The organism is Pseudomonas sp. 2,4-D (assembly GCF_030418155.1).
Classification (GTDB): Bacteria; Pseudomonadota; Gammaproteobacteria; order Pseudomonadales; family Pseudomonadaceae; genus Aquipseudomonas; species Aquipseudomonas alloputida.
Genome location: NZ_JAUHUI010000003.1, coordinates 15,240 through 29,159, shown reverse-complemented (window position 1 = coordinate 29,159; position 13,920 = coordinate 15,240). Strand labels below are relative to the sequence as shown.

Sequence of the window (13,920 nt, the reverse complement as noted above, 5' to 3'; positions counted from 1 at the left end):
AAACATCAAACAGCCAAGGCCCGCTGCACTTCCCCCACCGTGGTCGCCAAACTGCTCAGGTGCAGGCTCGACACCCGCTCCACCGGCGCCTGATCCAGCGGCCATTGCAAGGCAATGCTGCCGACCAGGCGCCCTTCGGCATGTACCGGCAAGGCAATGGCGCGGATCAGGAACGGCAGGCGCACCGGGTATTCCCAGTAGCCTTCGGTGCGCTGACCAAAGCCCTTGTGCGCTTGCTCTTCGATATCGCGCAACAACCCGTCGTCACCCAGCCGCTCATGGGCCGCCAGGCGCTGCACTTCGTCCACCGCCAGCTCCCCCAGGCACGCCCGCCCCATCGCCGAATGAAACAGGCTGGCATGCTGCCCAACAATCTGACTGGTGTGCGGATAGCGCTTGCGCAGCACCTGGGGAATGGCGCTTTCCATCACCTCCAGCCGCTGGCCGTCGAAACACGACAGGTCAGCGACCAGCCCGGTGCGCTCACTCAGCTCCAGCAGCATGGGCGCTGCGCTTTCCACCAGGCGCCGCTTGAAACGCAACTGGCGGTCACCGAACAGGCGTCGCGCGCACAGCCGGTAGCGCCGGTCGGCAAGGCCGCGGTACACCCAGCCTTGCGCCTGCAAGGTGGCGATCATGCGCGACACCGTGGCCTTGGGCAGCGCCGTCAGGTAGTGCAGTTCTTCCAGGCCCAACGCCTGGTGTTCGCCCAGCAGGTCGACAATGGCCAGCGCCCGCTCCACCGAACGCACGCCGCCGCTGTCTGCCGTGATGCCCATGGGTATGACCTCCTTGTAGCGGGATGGTCAGGATAGCCAGCAAGATCCGCGCCTGCCCGTGCTTTCATGGCGCAAGCAGGCGTTGTGGCGGGCAGCGCACCACCCAGCGGGTGAGCTGTTCATGGCCATACGCCAGCTGCAGCACGGCATGGTCGGCCTGCGCCGGGCCTATGATTTGCAGGCCCATGGGCAACCCGGCGGCATTGAACCCCACCGGCACGCTGATGCTCGGCAAACCGGCCAGGGTCGGCCCGATCACCACTTCCATCCAGCGGTGGTAGGTGTCCATTGCCCGCCCCCCGACCACCGTCGGCCATGGCTGGCGTGCATCGAAAGGGAACACCTGAGCCGAGGGCAACAGCAGGAAGTCGTAACGCTCGAACAGCTTGCCCATGGCGCGGTACCAGTCACTGCGGTCCAACGAAGCCTGGTACAGCGCCGCCGCACTTAGCTGCAAGCCACCTTCCACCTCCCACTGCGCTTCGGGCTTGAGCAATGCGCGCTTGCCGGGGTCGGCATAGGCTGCGCCGAGGTTGCCATGCACCAGGAAGTGGCGGTGGGTCAGCCAGCATTGCCACAAGCGCGCCAGGTCGAATGCCGGCTGGCAGGCCTCGACCCGGCAGCCCAGCTCGGCAAAGTCGGCCAGCGCCGACTCGCACAGGCTCATTACCCCGTCATCCATCGGCAGATAGCCGTTGTAGTCGCCCAGCCAGCCCACCCGTACACCGCGAAAATCGCTCGGCAAGCCAACGGCAAAGTCGCGCCGGCCTTCGCTTAGCGACAGCGGCGCCCGGGCATCAACACCCGCCTGTATCGACAGCAGCCGCGCCACGTCGACCACACTGCGGCCCATCGGCCCTTCTGTGGCCAGCTGCTGCACGAACAGCTCGGGCGCCGGCCCATGCGGCACGCGGCCCTGCGATGGGCGCAGGCCGAACAGGTTATTAAACGCCGCCGGGTTGCGCAGCGAGCCCATCATGTCGCTGCCGTCGGCCACCGGCAGCAAGCGCATGGCCAGCGCCGCTGCAGCCCCACCGCTGCTGCCACCCGCCACCCGCGACGGGTCGTAGGCGTTGGTGGTGGTGCCAAACAAGGGGTTGTAGCTTTGCGAGCCCAGGCCAAACTCGGGCACATTGCTCTTGCCCATGATCAATGCCCCGCTCGCCCGCACCCGCGCCACGCTGATCGCATCCTGCTCGGGTACCTGCTCGGCAAACAGCGGCGAGCCGAGCGTGGTACACAGCCCGGCCGTGGCGGCGAGGTCCTTGATTGCCTGCGGCATGCCATGCATCCAGCCGCGCGAGTGGCCACGGGCCAGTTCGCGGTCACGCGTCTCGGCCTCGGCCAGCAGCACTTCGGCCGGGCGCAGCGAGACCAGTGCATTGACCTGCCGATTGAAGCGCTCGATATGCCCCAGGTAGGCCTGCATCACCTCCCGGCATGACAACTGGCGGGCATGGATGGCCTGGGACAGTGCCTCGGCATCAAGGGCAACAATGGGGTCGATGGCTAGCGGCTTCACGGTTTTACTCCAAGGTTGAAGGCGGCAGGTTTGACTACCCGCGGTGCTTCTTTCAGGCAATAGGTGCCCAGCAATGTCAGCAGGCAGGCAAACAGCACATAGAACGCCGGCGCCACCGGGGTGCCAAGCACCTGGGTGAGCCAGGTCACGATCAACGGGGCAAAGCCACCGAACACCATCACCGCCACGTTGTAGGCCACCGACACGCCGGTGGAACGCACCTGGACCGGGAACTGTTCGGCCAGGGCAGTAGGTGCCGGGCCGAAGAAACCACCGATGGCCGTGCACAACAGCAGTTGCATGACCAACAGGCGCTCCAGTGAAGGCGCAGCGGCCACCCACACATACAGTGGGTAGACCATCACGAAGAACGCCAGGGTGAAGGCCATCAGCACCGGGCGCCGCCCCAGCCGGTCGGACAGCGCCCCGGACAACGGAATCACGAGGGTCATCAGCCCCACGGCGAGCATCTGCACCAGCAGCACCTGGTCCAGCGGCAGGCCTAGGCTTTTGTGGGCGAAGGTCGGCATGTTCACCAGCACCACGTAGAACGATACCGTGGCGCCGCAGGCCAACCCCATCGACACCAGCAGGCTGCGCCGGTGTTCACGCAGCACCTGCCACAGGCTGGGCGACTGGCCCTTGGCATGGCGACGCGCCTCGACAAACGCCTCAGGCTCCTCCATATGCTTGCGAATCCACAGCCCGACCGGCCCGATCAGCAGGCCCAGCACGAACGGGATGCGCCAGCCCCAGCTGTCCAGCGCCTCAGGCGAGCACAGGTGGGTAACCAACGCCACCATTGCCGCCCCGGAAAACACCGCCAGGCACTGCCCTACCAATTGCCACGAACCATACAGGCCCTTGCGGTGGGCAGGCGCGCTTTCCACCAGAAATGCCGTGGCGCTGGCGTATTCACCACCGGTGGCAAAGCCCTGCAGCATGCGCGCCACCACGATCAGCAGCGGCGCAGCCATGCCGATGGCCAGGTAGTCGGGCGCGAAAGCGATCATGGCGATGGACACGGTCATCAGGCGAATGATCATCTGCATGGCCGCCTTGCGGCCCTTGCGGTCGGAATACATGCCCAGCAGCACGCCGCCCACAGGGCGCATGAAAAAACCGACGCCGAAGGTGGCAAGGGCCATCAGCAGCGAGGCGTACGCGTCGTCGGACGGGAAGAACTGCCGGGCGATGATGCTGGCCAGAAAGCCATACACGATAAAGTCATACCATTCCAGGGCGTTGCCGATAACGGCGGCCACCACTTGCCGGGTACGCGACACGCCGGTGCTCGAAGTCTGCATAGGGAACACTCCACACAATGATTGGGTGATCGCCCAGGCGCAATCGCGCCCGGGTTCCAGCGGCAGTGGTCAAAAAGGGACAATCAGGCAGGTGCCAACCAGCGCTCTGCCAGCGCGCCCCAATAGGCGGCGCCGGTCAGCAGGATGTCGTCGTTGAAGTCGTAGGCCGGGTTGTGCACCATCGGCCGGGATACACCATTGCCGATGAACAGGTAGGCCCCCGGGCAGCGCTGCAGCATCCAGGCGAAGTCTTCGCTGCCCATCAGCTTGCGGGTGTTGCCATCCACCGCCTGGGCGCCCAGCAACTCGACCCCTACCTGGGTGGCGAAGGCGTTCTCAGCGGCATGGTTAACCAGCACCGGGTAGGCCGGGCGGTGCTCGATGCTGGCGCGGCAACCAAAGCTCTCGGCCTGACTGACGATGATTGCCCGCACCCGCTCAAGGGCCTGCGCCCGCACCTCGGCGTTCAGCGCGCGCAGGCTAAGGCGCAACAGCGCCTGTTGCGGGATCACGTTGGCCGCTTCGCCGGCCTGCAACGCGCCGACGGTGACCACTGCCGCCTCCTGCGCATCGATATTGCGCGCCACCACGGTTTGCAGCGCCATCACCACACTGGCGGCCGCCACCAGCGGGTCGACGGTCAGGTGCGGCATCGAGCCATGGCCACCCACCCCGTCCAGGGTCACCGTCAGCAGGTCTTGCGAAGCCATCATCGGCCCTTCACGAAACCCCAGGTGCCCGGCCGGCAGCCCTGGCATGTTGTGCATGCCGAATAGCGCATCACATGGGAAGCGCTCCAGCAGGCCGTCGGCCAGCATCGCCTCGGCCCCGCCCTGGCCCTCCTCGGCCGGCTGGAAGATCAGTATCAGCGTGCCGTCGAACTGCCGGGTTGCCGCCAGGTAGCGCGCGGCGCCAAGCAGCATGGTGGTGTGCCCGTCATGACCACAGGCGTGCATGCAGCCTGGGTGGTGGCTGCTGTATGCCGCGCCCGTTGCTTCGTGGATGGGCAGCGCGTCCATGTCGGCGCGCAGGCCCAGCCGGCGGGGGCTACTGCCATTGCGCAGCACGCCGACCACGCCGGTCTTGCCGATACCGGTGTGCACTTCATAGCCCCATTCCTCCAGCAGTCGGGCGACCAATGCCGAGGTGCGGCTTTCTTCAAAGCCCAATTCCGGGTGAGCGTGGATATCGTGACGGATCGCGTGCAGGTCGCTGGCCACGTCGGCGAGCCAGGCCTGGATATGCTGATGTCGGGACATGTGGAGTCTCCTCGCGCGGGTGGTTTCCCGTTCTTGTTGTTCGCCTTCAGGTCACGACAGGTGAGGCAGGTCGTGCTTGGCTCACAGATAAGCGCGAGTGACGCGGGATCACAAACGAATGTGGTTCCGCCCAGCGGAACCAGTCGGAGAGAGAAAGCTGTGTCAGCAAGGGAGCGCTCAACATTCGGAATGTTTGCGCGCCTTTTGGAGGGCCGCTGCAGTTGCTGTTACCTTGGGCTCACTGCTCAGCTTCAGACAAGGACTGCTTCATGCCTCCAAGCCCGACCACCCCAAGCGGTTTCATCCGCGTCCGTGGCGCCCGCGAGCACAACCTGAAGAACATTGATGTCGATATCCCCCGCGACGCCTTGGTGGTGTTCACCGGCGTGTCTGGCTCGGGCAAGTCTTCGCTGGCATTCTCCACGCTGTATGCCGAAGCCCAGCGCCGCTATTTCGAATCGGTCGCGCCCTATGCCCGGCGCCTGATCGACCAGGTTGGCGTGCCGGATGTGGATGCCATCGATGGCCTGCCGCCGGCGGTGGCCCTGCAGCAGCAACGCGGCACGCCGAGTGCACGCTCCTCGGTGGGTAGCGTGACCACCTTGTCCAGTTCGATCCGAATGCTTTACTCCCGCGCAGGCCATTACCCGGCCGGGCAAGCGATGCTGTACGCCGAAGACTTTTCTCCGAACACGCCCCAGGGCGCTTGCCCGCAGTGCCATGGCCTGGGCCGTGTCTACGAGGTGACCGAAGCGACCATGGTTCCCGACCCGTCGCTGACCATCCGTGAGCGTGCGGTGGCGGCGTGGCCAATGGCGTGGCAAGGGCAAAACCTGCGCGACATCCTGGTCACGCTGGGCTATGACGTCGATATCCCTTGGCGCGACCTGCCTCAGGCGCAGCGCGACTGGATCCTGTTCACTGAAGAGACGCCCACCGCCCCCGTGTATGCCGGCCTGACCCCGGCGCAGACCCGCGAAGCGCTCAAGCGCAAGCTGGAGCCCAGCTATCAAGGCACGTTCATGGGTGCCCGGCGTTACGTGCTGCATACCTTCATGCACTCGCAGAGCGCGCAGATGCGCAAGCGTGTGGCCCAGTACATGCGCCCCAGCCCCTGCCCGCTGTGCCAGGGCAAACGCCTGAAGCGCGAAGCGCTGGGCGTGACCTTCGCCGGGCTGGACATCGCCGAACTGTCGCACCTGTCGTTGCAGGCGCTGGCCGAGGTGTTCCGCAAGGTGGCGGCAGCCGACTACCTGACCCGGCAGCAGGACGAGCTGACACTGGAAAAACGCCTGGCGGCCCAACGCATCGCCAACGAGCTGCTCGAACGCATTGATACGCTGCTTGACCTCGGCCTCGGTTACCTGGCCCTGGAGCGCAGCACCCCGACCTTGTCTTCTGGGGAACTGCAACGCCTGCGCCTGGCCACCCAGCTGAATTCGCAGCTGTTTGGCGTGGTTTACGTACTCGACGAGCCGTCGGCCGGCTTGCACCCGGCCGACAGTGAAGCGCTGTTCGAAGCCCTGCAGCGCCTGAAACAGGCTGGCAACTCGGTGTATGTGGTGGAGCACGACCTGGACACCATGCGCCGCGCCGACTGGCTGGTGGATGTAGGGCCAGCTGCCGGCGAACACGGCGGCACCATCCTCTACAGCGGGCCGCCTGCCGGCCTGGCTGAGGTGCAACAGTCATGCACCCGCACCTACCTGTTCGATGCACCGGTACAGGCCACACGCGCCCCCCGCCAGCCCCGCGACTGGCTGAAGCTTGAAGGCATCACGCGCAATAACCTCGATAACCTGAGCGCTGCATTTCCGCTGGGCTGCTTTACCGCCGTTACCGGTATTTCCGGCTCGGGCAAATCCAGCCTGGTCAGCCAGGCCCTGCTGGAACTGGTGGGGGCACACCTGGGCCATGCCGAGCAACGTAGCGAGCCCGAAGCGCAGAGCCTGGAAGACGAACCTGAACAGACCAGCAGCGGCCACCTAAGCGCCGGGCTTGGCAGCATCAAGCGGTTGGTGCAGGTTGACCAGAAGCCGATCGGCCGTACGCCGCGCTCCAACCTGGCCACCTACACAGGCCTGTTTGACCACGTGCGCAAACGCTTCGCGGCTACCGAGCAGGCCAAGGCACAGGGCTTCGACGCCGGGCGCTTTTCCTTCAACGTTGCCAAGGGCCGGTGCGCCAACTGCGAGGGAGAGGGTTTCGTCAGCGTCGAGTTGCTGTTCATGCCCAGCGTGTACGCACCCTGCCCGACCTGCCAGGGTGCCCGCTACAACCCCGAAACCCTGGCGGTGAGCTGGCAAGGCATGAACATCGCGCAAGTGCTGCAGTTGACCGTCGACCAGGCCCTGCAGGTTTTTGCCGAGCAACCGCCTGCCCGCCGTTGCCTGCAGGTGCTGCAGGATATCGGCCTGGGCTACTTGCGTCTGGGCCAGCCTGCTACCGAGCTGTCCGGTGGTGAAGCGCAGCGGATCAAGCTGGCGACCGAACTGCAGCGCATGGCCCGCGGGGCGACCCTGTATGTGCTGGATGAGCCCACCAACGGCTTGCATCCGCAGGACATCGACCGGCTGCTGGTACAGTTGAACCGCCTGGTAGAAAGCGGGCATAGCGTGGTGGTGGTCGAACACGACATGCGAGTGGTGGCGCAGAGTGACTGGGTGATCGATATTGGCCCGGGGGCCGGGGATTCCGGGGGCAAGGTGGTGGTCAGCGGCACCCCGCAGGTGGTGGCCGGGTGTAAGGCAAGCCGCACGGCCGAGTTTCTGGCCAAAGCGTTGTAGCGGGCGGCGCTCAATCTCGACACCACCCCAAAAACCAAAGGACGCGCCTAGCAGCATCAAGCGCCGCTAAAGTAAAGTCTGCCGATGGATAAATACGCCCCCCGCCAGTGGCTCCCCCACGAAAAGCCCAGCCTGCCAGGCTCCCCTTCCACGCCCCTGCATTCGCCAGCCAAGCGTCTGGCCTACGGCGTGGTCGGCCTGCTGGTGGCAATCACCGGTGGCCTGGGCAACGCGCTGGTCACCGCCAACCTGGTGTTCCTGCAAGGCGCCCTGGGTGCAACCACCGCGGAAATGGCCTGGCTGCCGGCCGCCTATGTGATGACCAACGTCTCAATCAACCTGCTGTTGGTGAAGTTCCGCCAACAGTTCGGCCTGCGAGCCTTCACCGAAGTGTTCCTGGTGCTGTACGTGCTGGTCACCTTCGCCCACCTGCTGGTCAACGACCTGAACTCTGCCATCGCCGTACGCGCGGCCCACGGCATGGTCGGCGCGGCGCTCAGCTCGCTGGGGCTGTACTACATGATTCAGGCCTTCCCGGCGCAATGGCGGCTCAAGGCCATGGTACTGGGCCTGGGCGCCTCGCAGCTGGCGCTACCGCTGGCACGGATCTTTTCTGAAGACCTTCTGCAAATTGCCGAATGGCGCGGGTTGTACCTGTTCGAGCTGGGCCTGGCACTCACCGCACTGGGTTGCGTACTGCTGCTGAAATTGCCGCCCGGTGACCGTTTTAAAACTTTCGAACCCCTCGACTTCCTGACCTTCACCTTGATCGCCAGCGGTACCGCACTGCTCTGCGCCGTACTGTCACTGGGGCGCATCGACTGGTGGCTGGAGGCGCCGTGGATCGGCGTGGCACTGGCGGCGTCGATCGCGCTGGTCTTCAGCGGCCTGGCCATCGAGCACAATCGCCGCAACCCCTTGTTGATGACCCACTGGTTGGGTAGTGGCGCCATCATACGTCTGGCCCTGTGCGTGGTGCTGATCCGCATGGTGACCTCGGAACAGTCCACCGGCGCGGTCGGTTTCCTGCAGGCGCTGAACATGGGCAGCGAGCAGATGCGCACGCTGTACTGGATCATGCTGTTAGGCGCTGTCACGGGCCTGGCCAGCAGCGCCCTCACCATCAACCCCAACCATTTGGTGATCCCGCTGTTCGTCTCGCTGCTGGCCATGGCCGCCGGCGCCTTCATGGACAGCAGTTCCAGCAACCTCACACGCCCGGCTCAAATGTACTTGAGCCAGTTCCTGCTGGCGTTCGGCAGCACCTTCTTCCTCGGCCCGTCGATGGCCCTGGGCATCAGCCATGTGCGCGCCAACCCGCGCAACCTGGTCAGTTTTTCGGTGTTGTTCGGCATCTGCAACAACCTCGGCGGCCTGATTGGGGCGGCGTTGTTGGGCACCTTCCAGACCTGGCGGGAAAAGTTCCACTCCAGCCACCTGATGGATCGCCTCAGCTACCTGGAACCCCTGGTCAATGCCCGCGTTCAAAGTGGGGGTGCCGGTTACGGCGGCATCATTGCCGACCCTGCCTTGCGCAGTGAAGCCGGCATGCGCCTGCTGGCCAGCGCTGCTACCCGTGAAGCGAACGTCATGGCCTACAACGATGTGTTCGTGCTGATCGGCAGCATCGCTATCCTGACCATGATCTGGATCTGTATCCGCAGTACCTGGCTCTGGCATGTGAAACGTCAGGCCACCCTTACCGACTCTACCCCCGGCGCGCCCACCCGATGACCGACGACACCCGCACCACGACCACCACCGCCATCGCCGAAACCCCGGAGGGCGTCACACCGCCCAGTGAACCAACCAGCCCGGTACGCACGCGGCGGGTGCGCATCCTGTCATCCATCAGCTTCGCCGCCGTGGCGTTGGCCGGCATCCTGTTGGTGCTGTATGCCTGGCGCCTGCCGCCATTCAGCAGCGCCATCGAAAGCACCGAGAACGCCCTGGTGCGGGGCCAGGTGACCATCATCGGCCCGCAGCTCAGCGGCTACGTCGTCGATGTACCGGTGCATGACTTCCAGTTCGTCAAGGCCGGCGACTTGCTGGTGCAACTGGACGACCGTATCTACAAACAACGCCTTGCCCAGGCCAGCGCCCAGCTGCAACAGCAGTTGGCGGCCCTGGCCAACAACCAGCAGCAGCGCAAAAGCGCCGAAGCGACCATTGCCCAGCGCCAGGCCGCCATCGGCGATGCTGCGGCCCAGGCGGCCAAGGCCAAGGCTGACCTCGGCCGCAACCAGGCGCTGGTCAACGATGGATCGGTGTCGCGCCGCGACCTGGACCTGGCCCGTGCCAGCGAGGCCGCTGCCGTCGCCAGCCTGGCCCAGGCCAGGGCGGCGCTGGAAATCGCCCGCCAGGACCGTGAGGCCGTGGTGGTCAACCGGGCCGCACTCGAGGCCTCGGTGGAGAACGCCAAGGCCGCCGTGGAGCTGGCACGCATCGACCTCGACAACACCCGCGTCACGGCCCCGCGCGATGGCCAGCTGGGGCAGATCGGCACCCGCCTGGGTGCTTATGTCAACTCCGGCGCGCAGCTCATGGCGCTGGTGCCCGACACCCTTTGGGTGATTGCCAACATGAAGGAAACCCAGATGGCCAATGTGCGTATCGGTCAGCCTGTGAGCTTTACCGTAGACGCGCTGAACCACCGGAAGCTACGGGGCCATGTGCAGCAGATTTCGCCGGCCACCGGCTCTGAATTCGCCTTGCTGCAGGCGGACAACGCCACTGGCAACTTCGTCAAGATCGCCCAGCGCATACCGGTGCGCATCACGGTGGATGCCGACCAGCCGACTGCCAGGCATCTGCGCCCAGGGATGTCGGTGGTGGTCAGTATCGATACCCGGGACGAACAGTGATGTAACCCCGGCAGCCCCTGCAGGGATGCCGTCGTGCCACGATTGCGCCGCTCTAACCCGTGGGTTTTAATCGCGCACGATCCGTCGCCAAGGAAGTTTCACCATGTACAGGAAGATCGTGCCACTGGCATTGCTGGCAACACTGACCGGTTGCTCCGACAGCCAGGACACCATCAAGGCCAGTTTCCACAAGGCTGCCCAGGCCTCCCTGGATACCCGGTACCCACACTGTTTCGTCATCAGTTCGTTCCCTACCAAGACCCAGGACTTCGACGTGCACGGCACCAACAAGGCGTTGCACGCCCTGGCGCAGGTAGGCGTGGTCAGCGAGAAGGAAATTTCGCGTACCGAAATACCGGCCCGGCTGTGGTCGCCGGCACGCACGGATATCTACTACGCCTACGACCTGACCGATGAAGGCCGCAAATACTACAAGGCAGGCGCTGGGCTGTGTTTCGGCAAGGCACAAGTGACGGCAATCGAGCAGTTCAGTGAGCCGAGCGAGGCAACCGGACAGAAGCTGTCGAATGTGACCTATGCCTACAAGATCATCGAGTTGCCGGCGTGGGCCACCAATGCTCAGGTGAAAGCCAGCATCGCCGGCTTGGGCCAGGCGGTGGCCAGCCATGCTGCCCCGCTCAAGGAAACCCGAACCCTGGTGCTGACCAGCCAAGGCTGGGTGGATGACCAGTTGCTGGCCCAGTAGCCCGAAGCCTGTACCGGCACTATCGTCGGTAAAGGTCTACATCCACCAGGCCAGGACCACCGGTAACCAGGCAAACGACAGCACCGTCGAGCACATCACCAGGTTCGCCACCTGCTCCGGTTCACGGTTGGCGCGCACCGCCATCAGGTAGTTGAACACGGCTACCGGCATCGCCGACTGCACCATCAGCACCGCACGCTCCAGGCTGTCCATGCCCAGTACCGCGCCCACTGCCCAGCCCACCGCAGCCCCCAGGCCAATGCGCAAACCGCCCAGCAGCATGCCGCTGCCCACGTGACGCAGGCGAATGCTGGCCAGTGATACCCCCAGGGTCAGCAGCATGAGCGGAATGGTCATGCCGCCCAGCAGGTCTGCGGTGTTGGCCAGCCAGCGCGGCAGTTCGAAATCGAGAAAAATGATGGGCATGGCGCCAGCCAGGCTGATGACGATAGGGTTGCGCAGCAACGCCTTGAGCGAAGCCGCCGTGCCGGAGATGGCCATGCCGATGGTGAACTGAACGATCGACAGGGTCAGGAAGAATGCCACGGCCAAGGCCAGGCCATGCTCACCGAAGGCATACAAACTGATCGGCAGGCCCATGTTGCCGGTGTTAGGGAACATGAACGCCGGCAGCAGTACCCGCCAGTGCATGCCCGACGCGCGACACACGAGCAAAGCGGCCAAGGCCATACCCAGGGTGCACAGCAAGCAGGCCACGGCCATGCTGGTAAAGGCATTCGGGTCCAGCTCGGTACGGCTGAGGGTGGACAGTACCAGCGAAGGTGTGCCGACGGTCATCACCACCCGGGCGATGAAGTCAGTGGGGTAATCCAGGCCCTTGCGGGCCCAGGCAAAACCAATGCCGGCGACGATGAAAACCGGGGCCAGGACTGCGAACAGCGACGCGAACATGGGGGCCTTCCTTGGTGGGGTTCGGCATTATGCAGCACTCAGTGAGATTACCGGGCCGATCTCACCGCCCGCAGGCGCCGCCATCGAAAATGTCTGTGGAAGACATGTTCATGTCGCGCTGAGACTGCGGCGTCTCGTCGCACACCCGAGCCCCTTGGGCAAAAGCGTCCAAGCCCGTAGAATCCCGCTTCCTTTTCGCCCGTCGCCTTGAACGGTGGCAACCAGCAGCAATGACAGAGTCAGCGCCTGAACACATGAACGCACATGTGAAGTAGGCTCAACCCTTCCCGCCCGGCCCATCTCCCATAGCGCCCAGCGGTTGAGTCTTGCCCAGGTCGCATCCGTGTCGCCACTCGCCCCTTGCCGGGTCGAGCCGGTGTGCGCGCCGAGAAGGTGCTCATTCCGCTCATCCAACTAGAGGTACGTATGTCTCCGCGTTTGCTGGCCATGGCGCTGGCGCCCCTGCTCGGGCTGTTCATCATTGCCCTGGGCAACGGCTTCATGTCTTCCCTGACCACCCTGCGCCTGGGCGCCGCCGGTGAGTCTGCAACCACCATTGGTATCGTCTCGTCGACCTACTTCATCGGCCTGACCCTCGGCGCCATCTTCAACGACCGGCTGATCCTGCGCATCGGGCACATCCGCGCCTACACCAGCTTCGCCTCGCTGATCGCCGTGACCATCCTGCTGCAAGGGTTGTTCTACGAGGTCACCTGGTGGTCGGTGCTGCGCCTGATCAACGGCTGGGCCGCAGTGGGCGTGTTCCTGGTAATCGAAAGCTGGCTGCTGCTGGCCGGTGACGCAAAGATTCGTGGCCGCCTGCTGGCGCTGTACATGATCGCCTTCTACGGCGCCGGGGTGATCGCCCAGGCTGGCCTTGGCGAAATCACCCAGCTGGGCGATACCGCCCCGTTCATGCTGGCCGGCGTGCTGGCCGCCCTGTCGGTGTTGCCGATCGTGATCCTGCCGCGGGTGTCGCCGCTGCTGGAGCAGGTCGAACCCCTCAAGCCCCGCCAGTTGCTGGGCGTTGCACCGTCGGGCCTGGTCGGCTGCTTCGGTTCGGGCGTAGCGATTGCCGGCATCTATGCCCTGCTGCCACTGTACTTGCAGCGCATCGGCCTGGAGGTGGGTGAGGTCGGCAACATGATGGCCTGGGTGATCCTTGGCGCGATGCTGCTGCAATACCCGGTCGGGCGCTGGTCCGACCGCAAGGACCGCCTCGATGTGCTGCTCGCGCTGGCCGCGTTGTGCGTTGTCCTGTCGCTTGTAACGGTGTTCCTGCCATCGGACTCGTTCCTGTTGCCGGCCATGCTGTTCCTGCTGGGTGGTGGCGTGTTCACCCTGTACCCGGTGGCGGTCAGCCATGCGGCCGACCGCGCGCCGTCCGATGCACTTGTGCCGATGATCCAAGGCCTGCTGCTGATCAACTCGCTGGGCTCGGCCATGGCACCGGTGGCCATTTCGCCGATGATGACCGAGTTTGGCGAGGCTGGGCTGTTCTGGGCGTTTGCCGTGGTCAACCTGGCCATGGTGTGCTTCTTTATGTGGCGCCGCGGCAAGCGCCCGGCGGCAGAGCACCCGGCGCCGTTCACCGCTTCGACCACCTTCTCGCCAACCGGTGCCGAGTTGCGGGTGACCGAAGACCTGATGCATGCGGCGCAGGAGCATCCGCCGCTGGAACCGGTCGAACCCCCGGCACCGGCACAGCGCTCGGAATCTTGTTGATTGCCACTCGTCGGCCAGAAGGCACCCCGCCAGCAGCTGCCAGCCAAACGAATGACAGAT

The 13,920-nt window shown here is 64.9% G+C and carries 10 protein-coding genes; 5 read left to right on the top strand and 5 right to left on the bottom strand.

The annotated features are described in order from the left end of the window. Positions 1–5 precede the first annotated feature (5 nt). From QYE47_RS03950 to QYE47_RS03935, 4 genes are all read right to left on the bottom strand, one after another. A complete protein-coding gene (locus QYE47_RS03950) occupies positions 6–779 on the bottom strand; it encodes an IclR family transcriptional regulator (RefSeq protein WP_004374195.1) in 774 nt (257 codons plus the stop codon). Positions 780–843: 64 nt separating this feature from the next. Beyond that, positions 844–2,301 (bottom strand): amidase, encoded by a 1,458-nt coding sequence (locus QYE47_RS03945; protein WP_014591057.1) that lies wholly within the window; start codon positions 2,299–2,301, stop codon positions 844–846. Beyond that, the gene (locus QYE47_RS03940) at positions 2,298–3,608 is read right to left on the bottom strand and encodes a citrate-proton symporter (protein ID WP_014591058.1); all 1,311 of its coding nucleotides are present in this window, start codon (positions 3,606–3,608) and stop codon (positions 2,298–2,300) included. The genes QYE47_RS03945 and QYE47_RS03940 overlap by 4 nt, the downstream gene beginning before the upstream one ends. A gap of 83 nt (positions 3,609–3,691) precedes the next feature. After that, positions 3,692–4,867, bottom strand: a complete 1,176-nt coding sequence (locus QYE47_RS03935) for a M20 aminoacylase family protein (protein ID WP_014591059.1) — start codon at positions 4,865–4,867, stop codon at positions 3,692–3,694. A 269-nt stretch (positions 4,868–5,136) separates the two neighbouring features. Between QYE47_RS03935 and QYE47_RS03930 the strand changes: the two genes are divergently transcribed. The 4 genes from QYE47_RS03930 (at position 5,137) to QYE47_RS03915 (ending at position 11,223) form a co-directional block, all read left to right on the top strand. Next, positions 5,137–7,653, top strand: coding sequence for an excinuclease ABC subunit UvrA (locus tag QYE47_RS03930; protein WP_014591060.1), 2,517 nt, complete (start codon positions 5,137–5,139; stop codon positions 7,651–7,653). 84 nt (positions 7,654–7,737) lie between these two features. Further along, positions 7,738–9,387, top strand: a complete 1,650-nt coding sequence (locus QYE47_RS03925; protein WP_014591061.1) for an MFS transporter — start codon at positions 7,738–7,740, stop codon at positions 9,385–9,387. Further along, on the top strand, positions 9,384–10,517 hold the full coding sequence (locus QYE47_RS03920) for an HlyD family secretion protein (protein ID WP_014591062.1): 1,134 nt from the start codon (positions 9,384–9,386) through the stop codon (positions 10,515–10,517). The genes QYE47_RS03925 and QYE47_RS03920 overlap by 4 nt, the downstream gene beginning before the upstream one ends. 103 nt (positions 10,518–10,620) lie before the next feature. Continuing rightward, positions 10,621–11,223, top strand: coding sequence for a hypothetical protein (locus QYE47_RS03915; RefSeq protein WP_014591063.1), 603 nt, complete (start codon positions 10,621–10,623; stop codon positions 11,221–11,223). A gap of 36 nt (positions 11,224–11,259) precedes the next feature. Here QYE47_RS03915 and QYE47_RS03910 read toward each other — a convergent pair whose 3' ends face one another. After that, complete coding sequence (locus QYE47_RS03910) at positions 11,260–12,135, bottom strand: AEC family transporter (RefSeq protein ID WP_014591064.1); 876 nt, start codon at positions 12,133–12,135, stop codon at positions 11,260–11,262. A 426-nt stretch (positions 12,136–12,561) separates the two neighbouring features. Between QYE47_RS03910 and QYE47_RS03905 the strand changes: the two genes are divergently transcribed. Continuing rightward, entirely contained in the window at positions 12,562–13,860 is a 1,299-nt protein-coding gene (locus QYE47_RS03905; protein WP_014591065.1) for an MFS transporter, read from the top strand. The last annotated feature ends 60 nt before the right edge of the window (positions 13,861–13,920 follow it).

Coding starts and splice junctions, on each gene's coding strand:
- QYE47_RS03905 (WP_014591065.1), top strand. CDS start 12,562: ATGTCTCCGCGTTTGCTGGCCATGGCGCTGGCGCCCCTGCTCGGGCTG.
- QYE47_RS03940 (WP_014591058.1), bottom strand. CDS start 3,608: ATGCAGACTTCGAGCACCGGCGTGTCGCGTACCCGGCAAGTGGTGGCC.
- QYE47_RS03935 (WP_014591059.1), bottom strand. CDS start 4,867: ATGTCCCGACATCAGCATATCCAGGCCTGGCTCGCCGACGTGGCCAGC.
- QYE47_RS03950 (WP_004374195.1), bottom strand. CDS start 779: ATGGGCATCACGGCAGACAGCGGCGGCGTGCGTTCGGTGGAGCGGGCG.
- QYE47_RS03925 (WP_014591061.1), top strand. CDS start 7,738: ATGGATAAATACGCCCCCCGCCAGTGGCTCCCCCACGAAAAGCCCAGC.
- QYE47_RS03930 (WP_014591060.1), top strand. CDS start 5,137: ATGCCTCCAAGCCCGACCACCCCAAGCGGTTTCATCCGCGTCCGTGGC.
- QYE47_RS03915 (WP_014591063.1), top strand. CDS start 10,621: ATGTACAGGAAGATCGTGCCACTGGCATTGCTGGCAACACTGACCGGT.
- QYE47_RS03910 (WP_014591064.1), bottom strand. CDS start 12,135: ATGTTCGCGTCGCTGTTCGCAGTCCTGGCCCCGGTTTTCATCGTCGCC.
- QYE47_RS03920 (WP_014591062.1), top strand. CDS start 9,384: ATGACCGACGACACCCGCACCACGACCACCACCGCCATCGCCGAAACC.